The organism is Iodidimonas sp. SYSU 1G8 (assembly GCF_039655775.1).
Taxonomy (GTDB): Bacteria; Pseudomonadota; Alphaproteobacteria; order SMXS01; family SMXS01; genus RI-34.
Map to the genome: position 1 here is coordinate 1,994,742 of NZ_JBBYXJ010000001.1, position 16,974 is coordinate 2,011,715.

At 67.7% G+C, this 16,974-nt stretch carries 14 protein-coding genes; 11 read left to right on the forward strand and 3 right to left on the reverse strand.

The features are described from left to right. The first annotated feature begins 104 nt into the window (after positions 1–104). Complete coding sequence (locus tag WJU17_RS09455; RefSeq protein WP_346327074.1) at positions 105–836, forward strand: SDR family oxidoreductase; 732 nt, start codon at positions 105–107, stop codon at positions 834–836. Here the strand turns inward: WJU17_RS09455 and WJU17_RS09460 are convergent. Continuing rightward, positions 833–1,546: a LuxR C-terminal-related transcriptional regulator gene (locus WJU17_RS09460; RefSeq protein WP_346327075.1), complete on the reverse strand. Its 714-nt coding sequence runs from the start codon at positions 1,544–1,546 to the stop codon at positions 833–835. The genes WJU17_RS09455 and WJU17_RS09460 overlap by 4 nt on opposite strands. 129 nt (positions 1,547–1,675) lie before the next feature. Here WJU17_RS09460 and WJU17_RS09465 point away from each other — a divergent pair, with 129 nt between their 5' ends. The 10 genes from WJU17_RS09465 (at position 1,676) to WJU17_RS09510 (ending at position 15,434) form a co-directional block, all read left to right on the forward strand. After that, the gene (locus WJU17_RS09465) at positions 1,676–4,648 is read left to right on the forward strand and encodes a YdbH domain-containing protein (RefSeq protein ID WP_346327076.1); all 2,973 of its coding nucleotides are present in this window, start codon (positions 1,676–1,678) and stop codon (positions 4,646–4,648) included. Positions 4,649–4,724: 76 nt separating this feature from the next. Next, on the forward strand, positions 4,725–4,928 hold the full coding sequence (locus WJU17_RS09470) for a YnbE family lipoprotein (RefSeq protein ID WP_346327077.1): 204 nt from the start codon (positions 4,725–4,727) through the stop codon (positions 4,926–4,928). A 43-nt stretch (positions 4,929–4,971) separates the two neighbouring features. After that, entirely contained in the window at positions 4,972–5,319 is a 348-nt protein-coding gene (locus tag WJU17_RS09475) for a YdbL family protein (RefSeq protein ID WP_346327078.1), read from the forward strand. A gap of 167 nt (positions 5,320–5,486) precedes the next feature. Next, the gene (locus tag WJU17_RS09480; protein ID WP_346327079.1) at positions 5,487–8,786 is read left to right on the forward strand and encodes a transglutaminase family protein; all 3,300 of its coding nucleotides are present in this window, start codon (positions 5,487–5,489) and stop codon (positions 8,784–8,786) included. A 9-nt stretch (positions 8,787–8,795) separates the two neighbouring features. Then, positions 8,796–11,282: a circularly permuted type 2 ATP-grasp protein gene (locus tag WJU17_RS09485; protein WP_346327080.1), complete on the forward strand. Its 2,487-nt coding sequence runs from the start codon at positions 8,796–8,798 to the stop codon at positions 11,280–11,282. Between the two features lie 3 nt (positions 11,283–11,285). Next, positions 11,286–12,200, forward strand: a complete 915-nt coding sequence (locus tag WJU17_RS09490; RefSeq protein ID WP_346327081.1) for a transglutaminase family protein — start codon at positions 11,286–11,288, stop codon at positions 12,198–12,200. Between the two features lie 103 nt (positions 12,201–12,303). Further along, entirely contained in the window at positions 12,304–12,948 is a 645-nt protein-coding gene (locus WJU17_RS09495; RefSeq protein WP_346327082.1) for a hemerythrin domain-containing protein, read from the forward strand. Between the two features lie 44 nt (positions 12,949–12,992). After that, positions 12,993–13,856 carry an oxygenase MpaB family protein gene (locus WJU17_RS09500; protein WP_346327083.1) on the forward strand — a complete coding sequence of 288 codons (864 nt, stop codon included), beginning with the start codon at positions 12,993–12,995 and terminating at the stop codon, positions 13,854–13,856. Positions 13,857–13,978: 122 nt separating this feature from the next. Beyond that, positions 13,979–15,190: an acetyl-CoA C-acetyltransferase gene (locus WJU17_RS09505; protein WP_346327084.1), complete on the forward strand. Its 1,212-nt coding sequence runs from the start codon at positions 13,979–13,981 to the stop codon at positions 15,188–15,190. Between the two features lie 7 nt (positions 15,191–15,197). Further along, positions 15,198–15,434, forward strand: coding sequence for a tautomerase family protein (locus WJU17_RS09510; protein ID WP_346327085.1), 237 nt, complete (start codon positions 15,198–15,200; stop codon positions 15,432–15,434). 74 nt (positions 15,435–15,508) lie between these two features. Here WJU17_RS09510 and WJU17_RS09515 read toward each other — a convergent pair whose 3' ends face one another. After that, on the reverse strand, positions 15,509–15,913 hold the full coding sequence (locus WJU17_RS09515; RefSeq protein ID WP_346327086.1) for a hypothetical protein: 405 nt from the start codon (positions 15,911–15,913) through the stop codon (positions 15,509–15,511). 13 nt (positions 15,914–15,926) lie between these two features. Beyond that, the gene (locus WJU17_RS09520; RefSeq protein ID WP_346327087.1) at positions 15,927–16,886 is read right to left on the reverse strand and encodes an alpha/beta hydrolase; all 960 of its coding nucleotides are present in this window, start codon (positions 16,884–16,886) and stop codon (positions 15,927–15,929) included. Positions 16,887–16,974 lie beyond the last annotated feature (88 nt).

Sequence of the window (16,974 nt, forward strand, 5' to 3'; positions counted from 1 at the left end):
AGCAATTATTCGGTGAGCGGGCCGTGACGCCTACCTGTCAACCCTGACAGGTCCGCGCCAGATGATCGGCCGCTAGAGTCGGCCCAGGGCAAAAGGAGACGGGCATGCGGATCGACGGCGCGTGCGTGCTGGTGACAGGCGCCAATCGCGGGCTGGGCAAGGCGCTGGCCGATGCCTTCGCCGCCCGCGGCGCCGCGTGCGTTTATGCGGCCGGACGCGATCGGGCGGCGCTCGAGACGGTCTTTTCGGGCCGTGACCGGATACGGCCCATCTCCCTCGACGTCACGTCCGACGCCAGCGTCGCCGAGGCGGCGCGGCTGTGTCCCGACACCACCATCCTCGTCAACAACGCCGGGATCGTCAGCCACTCCACGCTGATCGGGGCGCCCTCGCTCGACGATGCCCGGCTCGAGATGGAAACCAATTATTGGGGCATGCTGCGCCTGTGCCGCGCCTTTGCCCCCGTTCTGCGTGCCAACGGCGGCGGCGCCATCGCCAACATTCTGTCCATGGGGGCCCTCGCCAGCATGCCGTTCGTCGGCACCTATTGCGCCTCGAAAGCGGCGGCGCTGTCGCTGACCCAGGGCATTCGCGGCGAACTGGAAGGCCAGGGAACGCTGGTCGTGGGCGTCATCGCCGGCCCGATCCAGACCGACATGGCACGCGAGCATGAAAAGGACGGGCGTTTTCCGGCCGGCATGATCGCCGCGGCAACGCTGGACGGGATCGAGGCAAGGCAAACCACCATCTACCCCGATCCGAGGTCCGCCGATGTGGGCGCCGTCCACGCCCGTGATCCCGCCGCCATCGAGGCCGCGTTCGGCCTGATCCGCTAGACCCGGATCAGCCCCCTGCTCGCGGCGCGCAGCGTGGCCTGATGCTTGGAGACCGCGTTCAGCTTGGCGCAGGCATTGCGGATATGGAACTGCACCGTCCGCTCCGACACCTCCAGCAACCGGGAGACTTCCCAGGCGGTCTTGCCCTGCGCCGTCCAGTGCAGGCACTCCAGTTCCCGCCGGGTCAGCTCGGCCTCGCTCCCTTCGGCCGGATGCAGGACGCTGTGATACGCCGAGGACATGTAGGCGCCGATCAGCATGAACTCGTTTTTCCACAGATCCTTGCCGCGCGAGAACTCCCGCTCGCTCTGGCGCGACAGGCCGACGAAGATGTCGCATCCCCCCAACGGTCCGCGGACCGGCGCCGAGATGCCCCGCTCATAACCATGCTCCAGCGTCGATTCGAACAGCTGGACCTGATCCCTGCTGCAATGGGTGAGATAGTCCCTGGCGTCCCACGTGACAGGCAGCCAGCTTGATCGGACCTGCCGCGAGATGGGATCGACCAGATGATAGTCGTTCTCCTGGTAGCGCATGTACAGGTCCTGACCGCAACTGCACATCACGTGGGTGTGTGACTCGCGGTTAACGGAAAAGATGAAGCCTTCGAAACCATGGCTCGCCAGGTAGCCGGCGACGAGACGGCGCAACGCATCGTCATCGGCGACTTCGGTCAGATAGGCAAGCAGCGCGTCCAGCGATCGGTTCATCGGTCTCCACCCCGGAAAACTGTAACATGATTAAAATTCCAGCGCCAAGACCGGCGAACCGGGCGCGGTGATCGGCGTTCGTGCAGACACGTCCTATCGTGTCGATACCAAGCCGGATATTGTTGCCCCATGACGTTTCGCACCTCCTGGCATGCCAGACCCCGCGCCGCCCGCATCGCCATCGTCACGGCGGCCGGGTTGCTGCTCGTGCTGTTTCTGTTGTGGTTGACGCGCGCGGGCATCGCCGAATGGGCCATCGAGGGCGCCATCGACGATTTTGGCCTGGGCCCCGCCGAGGTCGAGATCACCCGGCTCGGCGCCGACGGCGCCGAGATGCGCCTCGCCGCCTCGGGCATGGGCACCATCGACCGGATCGAGCTGCGCTATGGGATCGGGCGGTTGCTCGGCGGGCAGGTCGACAGCGCGCGCATCGAAGGCGCGCGTCTGGCCTTCGCCTGGCGCGATGGCGCTCTGGTGCCGCCGTTCCGCTCCAGTGGCGGCCCCATCGTCCTGCCCGTCGCCACGGTCGAGATCGTGGATTCCCGCCTGACGCTGGACCTGGAAGGTCAAGAGGTCGTCGTCGACGTCGGGGGTACGCTGACCAGCGGCGACTCCATCGCGGCCGATCTGGCGCTGGCCCTGCGCGCGCCGCAGGGCGCGTTGACAGGCCGGCTCGCCGGCGTTCTGGCGCCATCCGGCGCGTTGTCGGGCGATTTCTCGGTGAAAGACGGCCATTTCGCCATGGGGGCGGTGAAAGCCGATGCCCTGTCGGGTCGGCTTCGGGTGTCCGGTAGCGCCGAGAGGATGGATCTGATCGAGGGCAGGTTCGCCTTCGAGCAGATTCAAAGCCGCGACACGCCGCTGGGGCCGGGAACGCTGACCGCCGCCCTGCGGCAGCCGGAGAACGTCCTGAACGTGGCGCTCGAGTCCAAGCCCATCACGGTCGCCTTTCGCGCGGACGGCCGGCGGCCCGACGCCGGCGTGCCGTTCACGGTCGCCGCGACGGCGGACACGGCATTTCTGGCCAGCTTGGCCGGCGCGGCGCAGGGCGCTGGCGGAACGCTGCGGCTGGACGCGTCCGGCACGTCCCCGGCGGCGGCGGACCTCGCCGGGGTCGGCGCGCTGGGCCTCGGCGACTGGCTGCGTCAGGGTACGGCCAAGGGAACGTTGACCGGCAGCGTGTCGGACCTGAACATTCCGGAGACACTCAGTCTGAACAAGGCGGCGCTCTCGCTCGAGGTCGCCCTGGCCTCCGGCACGCTGACCATGACCACCGCCGACGGTCTGTCCGTGAGCGGCTTGGAATGGGCCGATACCGCCGGAGACAGCCTTCTCGCCGGAGGCCTGAACCTCTCGATCCTCAAGGATGGCGACGCCCCCTTCCTCGCGATCACGCCGGGAACGGGCGACGATGCACTGGCCGTCGCCGGCCATGTGACCCTCGACACGCCGGCCCTGTCGCTGCGCGGCAGGATGCGCGGCGACGCCACGCTCGATCCCGCCCAATGGCAGGCCGCGTCGCGCGAAACGACGGCGGCCGGAACCTTTGCCCTGCGCGGCGACGGCGCGCTGAAGCTCAGCGAAAACCGGTCGCTGCCAGCCACGAATGTGACCCTCGCCGGGCGCTATTCGGTCGGCCCCGAGACGATCAGCCTGGCGCTGGACGAGGGGACTTTCAGCGCCAGCAAGATTCGCTGGGGCGACGGCCTGTCCATGCCCGGACCGGCGCGGGCGGAACTGGAAAGCGGCGCGGTCTTTCACCAGGATCGCGCGACCGGCACGGTGACGGGGACCGCCGTGCTGCGCCCGTTCTCGTGGAAGGGCACGATTGCCCGGGAAGACGCCGAGCCAGCGAGCGTCACGATCGCCGCGCGCCGCATGACCGTCGCGGCGGACGCGGACGGTCAGCGCCTCGTGCTGGACAATGGCCGCGTCGACTTGCCCGGCAACGAGATCGCGGCCACCGGTATCGCCGCCACCATCGCTCTTGGCGCGGAAACGATCACCGCCAAGGCCTCCATCGCCGAGCTCCGCAGCACCGCCGAGCCCGCGCTTTTTCCCGCGCTCCGGACGACCGTGGACGCTCGGGTGGCCGGCGACCGCGCCACCTTCAGCGCCACGGTCGCCGACAAGTCCCGGAAGCTCAACGCAACCGCCAAGGGCCGTCACGATCTGGCCAGCGGCAAGGGTGAGGCGAACGTGACGCTGCGGCCCATCGATCTGTCGGGTGAAGGCACCATCGAGACACTGTCTCCGTCCTTCGCCGAGGGCGTGAATTCCGCGACCGGCACGATTTCGGGCGAAGGCACCATTCATTGGGGCGAGAACGCCGCGCCCGGCACGCTGACCGTCACCATGGACGGCGTGGGCGTCGACGCCCGGTCGATCAAGGCCTCGTCCTTCAACGGCACGGTCCGGCTGGACAGCCTGATGCCGCTGACCACGCCCACCGGGCAGCGCATCACCGGCACGCTCCAATTGCCCACGGTCGATCTGGTGCCGATCGACGTCTCGTTCCGCCTGGAGCCGGGCAAGCTGATCCTGGAAAACGCCAGCGCCAAAGTCTTCGACGGCACCTTCAGCACGGAGAACGCTGTTCTGGATTCAGCCACCGGCGACGGCTCGCTGGAGCTTAAGATCAGCGACATGAACCTGGAGACGGCCTTTGCCGTGCTCGACCTCGAGCAGCTCAAGGGCACGGGTCGGATCGGCGGCACGTTGCCGCTGCGTATCGAAAACGGCGACGTGTCCATCGAGAAGGGCCACCTTGAATCCTCCGTTCCCGGCACCGTGCAGGTAGGCGTGACGGCGCTCGCCGACCAGTTGCAGGCCTATGGCGAGAACGTGGACATGGCGTTCCGCGCCCTGACCGACTTCCGCTACACCCGCATGACCATTGACGCCTCGAAGCCCTATGAAGGCGCCGGCACCGCGCTCTTCCGGCTGGAAGGAAACAACCCCGCGGTGATGGAGGGCCAGCCCTTCATCTTCAACATCAGCCTGGAGACCGACTTCGATTATCTCACCAGGCTGTTGCTTGAGTTGTCGGGCGCCGCAAACACCGCGCTCGGCTGGGGCGCGCGCGAACTGGTCGGCGATTGAACGGCCAATGTTGGCGAAGCGTATCGAGTTACCCTATGTTCTGGGAGAAGACCTTATGCAGATGAGAATGAAGCCCATGAATGGATTGGCGAAACGAGGCGGAATCATCGTGGCGACGGCGGCGACGGCCCTGTCGCTGCTGGCGTGCTCGCCCACGGTGAAGGTCCAGGCCCCCAAGGAGCCGATCACCATCAATCTGAATATCAAGCTCGACGCGGATGTCCGCGTGAAGCTGGAGCAGGAAGCGAAGCAGGATGTCGCCAGCAAACCCATCTTCTAGTTCGCCCGTTACTGCTACGCCTGTTGTTCGGAAGGGAATTGCCATGCTGAAGATCATCGCCTTGTGTCTCGTCGCCGCGGGCGGCATCGCCGTCTATCAGGCCGCGCCCGCCTACGCCCAGTCCCGTCCTCTCGATGCGCCGCGCGCCGCCGGCGTCATCGGCGAGCGCTATGACGGCTTCGCCGTGGTCCGCGACGCCAAGGGCGGCGCCGACATGCGCGCGCTGGTGGAAAGCACCAACGAGCAGCGCCGCGCGCTGTATGCCGAGAAGGCCAAGGAACAGGGCGCTCCCGTGGAAGAAGTCGGCAAGGTCTATGCCAAGGAAATCCTGGCCAAGGCGCCGGCAGGCACCTGGTTCCAGGGACCGGACGGCGGCTGGAGCCAGAAGTAGGCCTCGCCCGACCCGTCGCGTGGCCCCGGAAGGACGCGGGCCACGCGCGGCTTTTCGCTTATGCACAATAAACTACGCTGTCGTGACAAGATTCCCGTATCTGCGGGACGGCTTCGGTCAGTACACTTGCTGGCAACAATCGTGCGGCAACCGGAGCGTTCTTATCCATGGGCATCAAGGCAGCGATCCACCACGTCACCCGGTACAGTTACGATCGCCCCGTTACCTTGGGCCCGCAGATCATCCGTCTGCGCCCCGCCCCCCATTCCCGCACCCCGATCCTCAGCTATTCGCTGAAGGTCAGCCCCGACAATCACTTCATCAACTGGCAGCAGGACGCGCACAGCAACTGGCAGGCGCGGTACGTCTTTCCCGAAAAGGTGACCGAGTTCGCCATCGAGGTCGATCTTCTGGCCGACCTGTCGGTGGTCAACCCGTTCGACTTCTTCGTCGAGGAATATGCCGAGGAACTGCCCTTTACCCTGCCCGACGATCTGAAGGTCGATCTCGCGGCGTTCCTTGAGCCGGAGCCCGCCGGACCCGAGCTCGCGCGCTTTCTCAAGACCCTGCCCCGCCACAAGGTGCGCACCGTCGAATTCCTCGTCGAGCTCAACGCGCGGCTCCAGCGGGAAATTCGCTACCTGATCCGCCTCGAACCGGGCGTGCAGACGCCCGAGGAAACCCTGACCCTCAAGTCCGGTTCGTGCCGCGACACCAGCTGGCTGCTGGTGCAGGTCCTGCGTCATATGGGGCTGGCCGCGCGCTTCGTCTCCGGCTACCTGATCCAGCTCAAGCACGACCTTAAGGCGCTGGACGGCCCGTCGGGCACCGATGTGGATTTCACCGACCTGCATGCCTGGTGCGAGGTCTATCTGCCGGGCGCGGGCTGGATCGGCTTCGACCCCACCTCCGGCCTGCTCGCGGGCGAAGGCCACATTCCTTTGGCCGCGACGCCGCACTACCGGTCCGCCGCGCCGATCTCCGGCGGCGTCGACGAGGCCAAGGTCGAGTTCTTCTTCGAGATGACGGTGCGCCGCGTCGACGAGCGCCCGCGCATCACGGCGCCCTTCTCCGACGAGGAATGGGAAAAGCTGAACAAGGTCGGCGAACTGGTCGACCGGGACCTCGAGGCCCAGGACGTCCGCCTGACCATGGGCGGCGAGCCCACCTTCATTTCCATCGACGATTACCAGTCGCCCGAATGGAACACCGCGGCCGTCGGGCCGACCAAGCGCGACCGCGCCGACGTGCTCATCCGCAAGCTGCGCGAGAAGTTCGCGCCGGGCGGCATCCTGCATTACGGCCAGGGCAAGTGGTATCCGGGAGAATCGCTGCCGCGCTGGACCTTCTCGCTGTTCTGGCGTCGCGACGGCAAGCCGGTCTGGCGCAATCCCGACCTGATCGCCCGCGAAGGCAGGCGCGGCCACGTCACCACCGAGGACGCCCACCGCCTGTCCTCCGACTTCGCCGTCCGTCTCGGCCTGACGCCCGAATACGTGCTGCCGGCCTACGAGGATCCAGGGCACTGGCTGCTGAAGGAAGGCGAGCTGCCGCCCAATGTGGACCCGTCCAATTCCCGGCTGGAGAACCCCGAGGAGCGGGCCCGGATCGCCCGGGTGTTCGAGAACGGCCTGACCAGGCCGAGCGGCTACGTGCTGCCCATCCAGCGCTGGAACGCCAAGGCCGGCGAAGGCTGGATCAGCGAACGCTGGCACTTCCGGCGCGGCAAGCTGTTCCTCGCGCCGGGCGATTCTCCCGTGGGCTTTCGTCTGCCGCTCGCCTCGCTGCCCTATATTTCGCCGGGCGCGTATCCCTACATCTATCCGGCCGATCCGTCGGAGGAACGGCCGCCCCTGCCCGATCCCGACGACATGCTGCAGGCCTACCAGCGCGCCGCCGTGAGCGACCGGGTGCGCGAGCGCATGGTCGAGCAGCAGATGACCGGCGCGGCGGTGCGGACCGCCATGTCCTTCGAGGTGCGCGACGGCGTGCTGTGCGTGTTCATGCCGCCGGTCGAACGGCTCGAGGACTATCTCGAGCTGCTGACCGCGGTCGAGGCGTCCGCCGAGGAGCAGAACCTAACCGTCCATATCGAGGGGTACCTGCCGCCGCACGACCCGCGCCTCAACGTCATCAAGGTCGCGCCTGATCCGGGCGTGATCGAGGTGAACATCCATCCCGCCGCCTCGTGGCGGGACTGCGTCGAGACGACCAACATCGTGTACGAGGAAGCCCGCCAGAGCCGCCTCGGCACCGACAAGTTCATGATCGACGGCCGCCACACCGGCACCGGCGGCGGCAACCACGTGGTGATCGGCGGCGCGACGCCGAACGACAGCCCGTTCCTGCGCCGCCCGGACCTACTCAAGAGCCTGATCCTCTACTGGCAGCGCCATCCGTCCCTGTCCTACCTGTTCTCGGGCCTGTTCATCGGACCGACCAGCCAGGCGCCGCGCATCGACGAAGCGCGCCATGACGGGCTGTACGAGATGGAAATCGCCCTGGCCACCACGCCGGGACCCAATGACGGCCACGGCATCCCGCCATGGCTGGTCGACCGGCTGTACCGGAACCTGCTGATCGATGTCAGCGGTAACACCCACCGCTCGGAAATCTGCATCGACAAGCTCTATTCGCCCGACTCGCCCACCGGACGGCTCGGCCTGATCGAGTTCCGCTCGTTCGAGATGCCGCCGGATGCGCGCATGAGCCTGGCGCAGCAACTGTTGCTGCGCGCGCTGGTGTCCTGGTTCTGGCACCAGCCGCAGACCGGTGGTCTGGTCCGCTGGGGCACCCAGCTGCACGACAAGTACCTGCTGCCCCATTTCCTCTGGGCCGATTTCCAGGACGTGCTGGGCGACCTCAACCAGGCCGGATATCCGCTGGAGAGCACCTGGTACGAAGCTCAGCGCGAGTTCCGCTTTCCCTATTTCGGCGCGGTCAACTATGACGGCGTGCACCTCGAACTCCGCCAGGCGCTGGAGCCTTGGCACGTGATGGGCGAGGAAGGCGCGATCGGCGGCACCGTCCGCTTCGTCGATGCCTCGGTCGAGCGTCTGGAGATGCGCGCCGAGGGCTTCAACCCCAAGCGGCACGTGCTGGCCTGCAACGGCCGCCGCATGCCGATGACTTCGACGGGGCGGCACGGCGAGTACGTCGCCGGCGTTCGCTTCAAGGCATGGCAGCCGGCCTCCGGCCTGCATCCGACCATCCCGGTTCACGTGCCGCTGACCTTCGACCTCTACGATCAATGGAACGGACGCTCGCTGGGCGGCTGTGTCTATCACGCCGCCCATCCGGCCGGCCGCAACTATGAAACCTTCCCGGTGAACGCCTACGAAGCCGAGGCGCGGCGCCTTGCCCGCTTCCAGCCCCACGGCCATACGCCGGGCTGGTTTTTCCCGCAAGCCGAGAACAGGACAGAAGAATTTCCGATGACGCTGGACCTGCGGCGTCCGCCGGAATAGTGAAGAGGCATGAGCGCCGTCGAAAAATCCCTCGCCGATGAACCGGCCGTCAAGCGGAGCAATCTGCTGGACGGCTACGTCCCGCTGGCGGACACCTATGACGAGCTGATGGATGGCGAGGGCACCGTCAGGCCGCACTGGCGGGAACTGGTCGCCGCGTTCGAATCGCTGGAAAAGTCCGAGCTGGAGCGGCGCTTCGCCACCGCCGACCGCCACCTGCGCGACGCGGGCGTGTTCCACCGGGTCTATGGCGCCGACGAGGGCGAACGTATCTGGCCACTGAGCCACGTGCCGCTGGTGATCGACCCGGACGAATGGAGCGCGCTGGAAGCCGGCATCGCCCAGCGGGCCGAGCTGCTGGAAGCCCTGGTCGCCGATTTCTACGGTCCCGGCACCCTGGTGCGCGAAGGCCACCTGCCTGCCGCCGTCGTGGCCGGCAGCGACGATTTCCTGCGTCCGCTGGTGGGCATCGAACCCAAGGGCGGCTACCATCTCCGGGTCTACGCCTGCGATCTGGGCCGCGGGCCCGACGGGCGCTGGTGGGTGCTGTCGGACCGGACCCAGGCGCCGTCCGGGATGGGCTATGTGCTGGAGAACCGCATCGCCCTGTCGCGCTCGCTGCCCGACATCTACCGCAACATGCAGGTCAGCCGCGTCGCGCCCTTCTTCCAGGCCCTGCGCGACACGCTGAACTCGCTGCACGAGCGCGAGAACGCGCGCGTCTGCCTGCTGACCCCCGGTCCGCTCAACGAGACCTATTTCGAGCACGCCTATCTGTCGCGTTATCTCGGCTTCCTGCTGGTCGAGGGCGCCGATCTGGTGGTGCGCGACAGCAAGCTGGCCGTGCGCACGGTCGAGGGCGCACAGCCGGCGGACGTGATCTGGCGCCGCGTCGATTCCGACTTCATCGATCCGCTCGAACTCAATCCCCGCTCGCGGCTGGGCGTGCCCGGCCTGGTCGAGGCGGTGCGCGAGGGCAACGCCACCGTGGTCAACGCGCTGGGCTCGGCCGTGCTGGAATCCCGCGCGCTGATGAGCTTCCTGCCGGCCCTGTGCCAGCACGTCCTGGGCGAGGAACTGGCGCTGCCCAACGTGGCGACCTGGTGGTGCGGCCAGGAGCGCGAGCGTAACCACGTGCTCGAGACCTTCGACGATCTCGCCATCGCCCCCGCGTTCCACCCCTCCGCGCCCGGTCCCTTCGCCCATGGCCCGGTGATCGCCGCCGATCTGTCGCGCGGCGATCGCAAGACCATCATGGACGCCATGAAGCGGCGCGGCGTGGATTTCGTCGGCCAGGAAGTGGTGCGGCTCTCGACGACCCCGGTCTGGACCGGCGAGAAGCTGGAGCCCAGGCCCTGCGTGGTGCGCGCCTACGCGGTGCGCACGCCGGATGGCTGGACCGTCATGCCCGGCGCGTTCTCGCGCGTGTCCGAACGGATGGACGCCCGCGCCGTGACCATGCAGCAGGGCGGCCGCGCCGTCGATGTCTGGATCCCCGCCGAGGAAGAGGCGCCGCAGACCACGCTGCTGACCGAACCGGACGAGGTGCAGATCACCCGGCGCACCGGCACCCTGCCCGCCCGCGCCGCCGACAACCTGTTCTGGCTGGGCCGCTACATGGAACGGGCCGAGACCTGCCTGCGCCTGATCCGCGCCGTCGCCCAGCGCATGGCCGACCGGGACGAACTGGACGATCGGCTGATCGCGCGCCTGCGCGGCGCGTTGGTCGGCCTGGGGGCGGTCAAGCTGGCCGAGCGCCAGACCCTGACCAGCGCCGACATGGTCGGCGCCCTGTTCAACGCCGAATTGCCAGGCAGCGCCATTTCGCTGGTACGGTCCGCCCGCACCGCCGCCTCGGGCATCCGCGAGCGCCTGTCGCCGCAGGCCTGGCGCGAGCTGGCCAAGCTGGCCGGCCTGTTCGAGAAGCCGCTGCCGCCGACCGCGACCGATGGCGACATCATCGACGCCGCCGACGAAAGCCTCGACCTGCTGGCGGGCTTCGCCGGACTGAGCCAGGAGAACATGAACCGGCTCCTCGGCTGGCGTTTCCTCGAAATGGGCCGGCGCATCGAGCGGGCGAGCGCCACCTGTTCGGTGGTCGAGCGCTTCATTCGCGGCGAGATCGTGCGCGGCGGCCTCGACGTGCTGCTGGAATACGCCGACAGCCAGATTTCCTACCGGGTTCGCTACGCCACCTCGGCCGGGCGCCCCGCCGTGCTCGACATGGTGGTGCTGGACGCCAACAATCCGCGCTCCATCGCCTTCCAGATCGGCGTGATCGCCCGCACCCTCGACGCGCTGCCGATCCAGAAACCCGATGGCCTGCCGACGCCGGAGGAAAAGATCGTCGCCCTGCTGGTCGCGGAACTGGCGACCACCGCCGCCGCCGACGTGGACGCGGCCGCCCTGGGCTGGGTACGCATGCAGGTGATGAAGCTGTCCGAGCTGCTGACGTCGCGCTTCTTCGTCCAGGGCAACGTGGCGGCGCAGGGATAGATCATGACCGGCGTGCGCTACGAGATCAGCCAGACCACCCATTACGAATACGCCAACGACGTCGCCCTGTCGTCGCAGCTGGTGCGCCTGTCGCTGGTCGACCGGCCCGGCCTGACCGTGCTCCACCAGCGCGTCGATATCGACCCGACACCGACCACCCAGCGCGCCTATCTGGACTTCTTCGGCAACGAAAACCTCTGGCTGTCCTTCCTGGAGCCGCACGGCGCGCTGATCATCGAGACCCACGCCATCGTCGAGCGGGACGCGCCCGCGCCGCCGGCCGCCAAGGACACGCCGGCCTGGGAAGAAGTGCGCGATACCTGCGCCACCCAGTTCGACCCGGGTCCGGATTCCCCGGCCCACTTCCTGTTCCCCAGCCGCCGCGTCTCGCTGGATCCTCAGATCACCGCCTATGCCGCGCGCAGCTTCAAACCGGGCCGGCCGATCCTGGAAGCGGTGACCGAGCTCTCCAACCGCATCTATACCGGCTTCGAATACGCGCCGGGCGTGACCGACGTGGCCTCCGACCCGCGCGAGGCGTTCGACCTGCGCAAGGGCGTGTGCCAGGACTTCGCCCATGTGATGATCGCCGGCATGCGCGGCCTCGGCCTTGCCGCCGGCTATGTCAGCGGCTATCTGCGCACCATTCCGCCGCCCGGCAAGAAGCGGCTGCAGGGCGCCGACGCCATGCACGCCTGGGTGGCCGTCTGGTGCGGCGACGATCATGGCTGGGTCGAGATCGACCCGACCAATGCCCGGCTGGCCGGGAACGATCACATCCCGCTGGCCTGGGGCCGCGACTATGTCGACGTGGCGCCGGTCAAGGGCGTCATCCGCGTCTCCGGCGCCCACACGCTCAAGGCGACCGTGGACGTGCTGGAGCTGGAAACCGAGAAGCCGCTCATCCTGCCGGCGTAAATCCCGTCGGCTTCGGAACATCCCGCCCCGCGATTCAGTTAACGGGGGACAGGGCGTGTGCGCACGCCTGCATCCCGAAGACTGAACATAGCCGGAGCCAGACATGACCGCGAGAGCCGACGCGACCGCCAAGACCGCCAATCCGAAAGCCGCACAGAAGACCGCGACGACTGAAACCCGCGCCAAGCAGGCCGCCATCGCCGAGGCCCGCTCGGTCGCGCCCGATCTCGCCGCCCGCATCGGCAGCACCCCCGCGACCACGTTCCGCGGCAATCCGGACATTTTCGGGCGGCTGGTGGAGGATCACGACCGCCACCGCGCGCTGTTCGCCATGGTGCAGGACACCGACGCGAAATCGCCCCAGCGCGAAGCGCTGTTCGAGGAGCTGGTCAAGGAGATCCAGAGCCACGCCGCCGCCGAGGAACAGGCGCTGTGGTCGACGGTGCTGCGCAATCCCGAGACCACCGAGGACGCGCGCCATGCGGTCCACGAGCACAAGCAGATCGACGAGATGGTCGCCGACTTGGCGGCTCGCGATCCGGCGACGGCCGCGTGGATGACCCGCTTCGGCGAACTCAAGGAAAAGTACCTGCACCACATTCGCGAAGAGGAGCAGGAGCAGTTCGTCGCCGCCGAGGAGCATCTGTCCGCCAGCGACATCAGCCATATGAAGAGCGTCTTCAACCGGCGAAAGAAAGCCGAAAAGGCCGAGGCCGTGATCGAGGAAAAGATCCGGCTGAAGCACTGACCGTCGACTTTTCCATACATCTGGACCAAGCTGAGGGCTCCGCCATGCTGGCGGAGCCCTTCCTCATTCAGCATCTTGGGTCCATGCGCCTGGTGAAGGACATCCTGATCGGCCGCGTCCGCGCCGTCTTCAACGACCGCGCCCGGGGCGAGCGTCCGGTCCAGCGCCGCGAGGACGGGCTCTTCGGCTCCCGCGCCGTCGCCTGGCGCGTGAATGGGGACGTGACCTCCATGATGGTCGGCGGCGTCGCGGCCCTGCTGCTGCAGATGCTGCACCCGTCCGTGCTCGCGGGCGTGTGGGATCATTCCAACTTCCGCGAGGACATGCTGGGCCGGCTCCGCCGCACCGCCCGCTTCATCGCCCTGACCACCTATGGCAGCCGCGAGGAGGCCGAGGCCGCCATCGCCCGGGTACGCGCCGTGCACGGGAAGGTGCGCGGCACGCTGCCCGACGGCACGCCCTATTCGGCCGATGACCCCGAATTGCTGACCTGGGTCCACGTCACCGAGGCCCTATGCTTCCTCGACGCCTGGCGCCGCTATGCCGAGCCGGCCATGTCGCCCGCCGACCAGGACCGTTACTTCGCCGAGATCGCCGTGGTGGCGCACGGTCTCGGCGCGGCCGAAGTGCCGACAAGCCGCGCGGCGGCGCTCACCTATCTGCGGGACATGCGGCCCCGCCTCCGCGCCGACCAGCGCACGCGCGACGTCTCGCGCATTCTGCTCCATCACATGCCGGAGCACTGGGCCGCCCTGCCGGTCCAGCAGCTGACCTTCCAGGCCGCGATCGATCTGCTGCCGGACTGGGCGCGGCGCATGCACGACCTGCGCGCCTCCAGCCTGACCCGCCCCCTCGTCCAGGGCGGCACGCGCGGCGTCGCCGAAGTACTGCGCTGGGCGTTCCGCTAGGCGGCCGCGAAATACCCGGCGGATATCGAATTCTCGTCTCTCTTTCCGGCTCCATATGGGTCGACGACGGAGCTTCCCGGCGATAGGATCGCGCCCTCCACGATCAGACCGAAGGAAATGTCATGCGCGACGTAGTCATCTGTGAACCTCGGCGGACCGCCGTCGGCGGCTTCGGCGGCGCATTCAAGGCCACGCCGCTGCATGAACTGGGCGCCGCCGTCGTCAAGGACATCCTGGCGCGCACCAAGCTGAACCCCGAGCTGGTCGAAGACGTCATCTTCGCCAATTGCTACCCGACCATGGACGCGCCGGCGCTCGGCCGCGTCGTCGCGCTCGACGCGGGCCTGCCGATCACCTCCGGTGGCATCCAGATCGACCGCCGCTGCGGCTCGGGCCTGCAGGGCGTCATCTACGCCGTCATGCAGGTCGGCTCCGGCGGCAGCGACCTCGTGATCGCCGGCGGCGCCGAATCCATGAGCCGCGCCCCGTTCTATACCAACGAGACCCGCTGGGGCGTGCAGGGCCAGGGCATCATGCTGGAAGACGCGCTCGCACGCGGCCGCGTGACCGCCGGCGGCAAGAATTACCCCGTGCCGGGCGGCATGATCGAGACCGCCGAGAATCTGCGCCGCGACTATCAGATCAGCCGCGAGGCCCAGGACGAGCTGGCCGCCCGCTCGCACGCCCGCGCCGTCGCCGCCATGGAAGATGGCCGCTTCGCCCAGGAGATCGTCCCGGTCACCCTGAAGAGCCGCAAGGGCGACATCGTCGTCGACAAGGACGAGCATGCCCGCCCCGGCACCACGGTGGAAAAGCTGGCCACCCTGACGCCGATCCGCATCAAGCAGGACCCGGAATCAACGGTCACCGCCGGCAACGCCTCGGGCCAGAATGACGGCGCCTCGGCCTGCATCGTCACTACCCGCGAGATCGCCGAGCGCGAAGGCCTGAAGCCCATGGCACGCCTGAAATCCTGGTCGCTGGCCGGTGTCGGCCCCGAAGTCATGGGCATCGGCCCGGTCCCCGCCTCGCAAAAGGCGCTGGAGCGTGCCGGCCTCGCCCTGAAGGATCTCGACCTCATCGAGCTGAACGAGGCCTTCGCCGCCCAGGTGCTCGCCTGCACCAAGGCGCTCGGCCTGACCGACGAGGACCACGCCCAGCGCATCAACGTCAACGGCTCGGGCATCTCCATGGGCCACCCGGTCGGCGCCACCGGCGTGCGCATCCTGACCACCATGCTGATGGAAATGGAACGCCGCGGCGCCCGCTACGGCCTCGAGACCATGTGCATCGGCGGCGGCCAGGGCCTCGCGGCCATCTTCGAACGGGTCTGAGGGGGCAATGCCGCACGTCATCATCAAGCTGTGGCCCGGCAAGAGCGACGAGCAGAAAGCCCAGCTGTCGGAGGCGATCACCGCCAGCTTCGCCCAGATCATGGGCTCGAAGGAAAGCTCCGTCTCCGTCGCCTTCGAGGAAGTCCCCTCGGACCAATGGATGGACCAAGTCTACGGCCCCGACATCCAGGCCAAGTGGGACAGCCTGCAAAAACCGCCGGGATATGGGCCGGGACGGGAGTAGGCGAGGAAGCGGACTGTCTATGGCCCTCCCATGAAACTTAGGCTTGAAGAATCTATGGCCGGAAGTCAGCGGGACTACCGATCAAATCCGACATAGGCAATCAGCCCCTCCACGGAGGAGGGCAGTTCTCCGCGTTCCTCGAAACCGGCCAGCACTGCCTGCCCAAGCAGCGCCTTGGCACCACGGCTCGCAAGAACGGCGTGCGCATGCGCGGTCAGCCAGCCATGGACGATGTCCGGCCCATCGGGTGACGACAGCCGCTCGGCGACCACCACGCGCTGATTGCTGTCTACCGCCAGAATCATGCGGCGGCCCGTCGCGTCGAAGGCGCCCCCCTCGTCATTCTCGACCCACCAGTGCTCCAACTTGGCGCAGGCCTCGCCCTCGCTTCGGAATACGGACACGTCTCCAGGCTCGGCGAGGACAGCACTCTCGTTCACCACCACGATGTCGGCGAGCCATGACTGAACAGCCTTCATGTTGCCTGTCACCTCACGCCGGATACTTTCGCCCCAGCCAGTCCAGCATCGCCCGGGTCACTTCCTCCGGGTGCTCCTGCTGGATGCAGTGGCCGCAATCCTCCACGCGGTAGCGCTCGATGTCGTCGATATACTCCGCCATGTCGTCGCCGAATCCCGGCGGCACCGCCGGATCGTCGGCGGCCTGGATATAAAGGCACGGCACGTGGATTTCCTGCGTCACGTCGGCGGTGCTCTCCCAGTTCCACGACCAGTTGCGGTACCAGTCGATGGTCGAGGTGAAGCCGGTCCGCCGGTAGGTGTCGATATAGACCTGGCGCTCGGCATCGCTGAGGAAGACGCGGCCCGGGCGCGGGTCGATGCGCTTCTGGATGGTCCGGTTGCGCTCCTCCTTGGGCAGCGCCTGGTATTCGGCATAGGTGCGCGTCAGCTTGCGGAACTGGTTGGTGAAGATCGCCTCCACATTGGTCAGCATGGCCTCGTCGGCGCGGCGGGAATCCTGGAAGTCGCAGATGTACCAGTCCGGCCCCCACGCCTCGCGCATCACCTGTTCCGGATCGCGGCGGCTGCGCGGGAAGAACGGCACGCCCGCGCCGATCACGCCGGCGACGCGCCCCGGGTGCAGCAGCGCCATCTGCCAGACCATGATGCCGCCCCAGTCATGGCCGGCGAACACCGCCTTGTCGTGGCCGAAGGCGTCGAGCAGTCCGGCCATGTCGGCGGTCAGATGGTGGATGTCGTAATGACGCACCACACAGGGCTTCTCGGTCAGGCCATAGCCCCGCTGATCCGGCGCCATGACGTGATAGCCGGCCTCGCCCAGCGCCTTCAGCTGGTGGCGCCAGGCATAGGCCAGCTCGGGCCAGCCATGGGCCAGCACCACGGGCGGGCCGTCCTTGGGCCCGGCCTCGTAGACCGCCATGCGGATGCCGTTGGTGGTGATGAACGTTGGTTCCGGAAAATCCGCCGGCATGATCTGTCTCCTCTCCCCAGGAGCGCCCATCCTAACGGGCCGCCGCACCGACAGTCACGCCTGCATTTTGCTGATGCGCCGCGCCCGG

Coding starts and splice junctions, on each gene's coding strand:
- WJU17_RS09455 (WP_346327074.1), top strand. CDS start 105: ATGCGGATCGACGGCGCGTGCGTGCTGGTGACAGGCGCCAATCGCGGG.
- WJU17_RS09460 (WP_346327075.1), bottom strand. CDS start 1,546: ATGAACCGATCGCTGGACGCGCTGCTTGCCTATCTGACCGAAGTCGCC.
- WJU17_RS09465 (WP_346327076.1), top strand. CDS start 1,676: ATGACGTTTCGCACCTCCTGGCATGCCAGACCCCGCGCCGCCCGCATC.
- WJU17_RS09470 (WP_346327077.1), top strand. CDS start 4,725: ATGAATGGATTGGCGAAACGAGGCGGAATCATCGTGGCGACGGCGGCG.
- WJU17_RS09475 (WP_346327078.1), top strand. CDS start 4,972: ATGCTGAAGATCATCGCCTTGTGTCTCGTCGCCGCGGGCGGCATCGCC.
- WJU17_RS09480 (WP_346327079.1), top strand. CDS start 5,487: ATGGGCATCAAGGCAGCGATCCACCACGTCACCCGGTACAGTTACGAT.
- WJU17_RS09485 (WP_346327080.1), top strand. CDS start 8,796: ATGAGCGCCGTCGAAAAATCCCTCGCCGATGAACCGGCCGTCAAGCGG.
- WJU17_RS09490 (WP_346327081.1), top strand. CDS start 11,286: ATGACCGGCGTGCGCTACGAGATCAGCCAGACCACCCATTACGAATAC.
- WJU17_RS09495 (WP_346327082.1), top strand. CDS start 12,304: ATGACCGCGAGAGCCGACGCGACCGCCAAGACCGCCAATCCGAAAGCC.
- WJU17_RS09500 (WP_346327083.1), top strand. CDS start 12,993: ATGCTGGCGGAGCCCTTCCTCATTCAGCATCTTGGGTCCATGCGCCTG.
- WJU17_RS09505 (WP_346327084.1), top strand. CDS start 13,979: ATGCGCGACGTAGTCATCTGTGAACCTCGGCGGACCGCCGTCGGCGGC.
- WJU17_RS09510 (WP_346327085.1), top strand. CDS start 15,198: ATGCCGCACGTCATCATCAAGCTGTGGCCCGGCAAGAGCGACGAGCAG.
- WJU17_RS09515 (WP_346327086.1), bottom strand. CDS start 15,913: ATGAAGGCTGTTCAGTCATGGCTCGCCGACATCGTGGTGGTGAACGAG.
- WJU17_RS09520 (WP_346327087.1), bottom strand. CDS start 16,886: ATGCCGGCGGATTTTCCGGAACCAACGTTCATCACCACCAACGGCATC.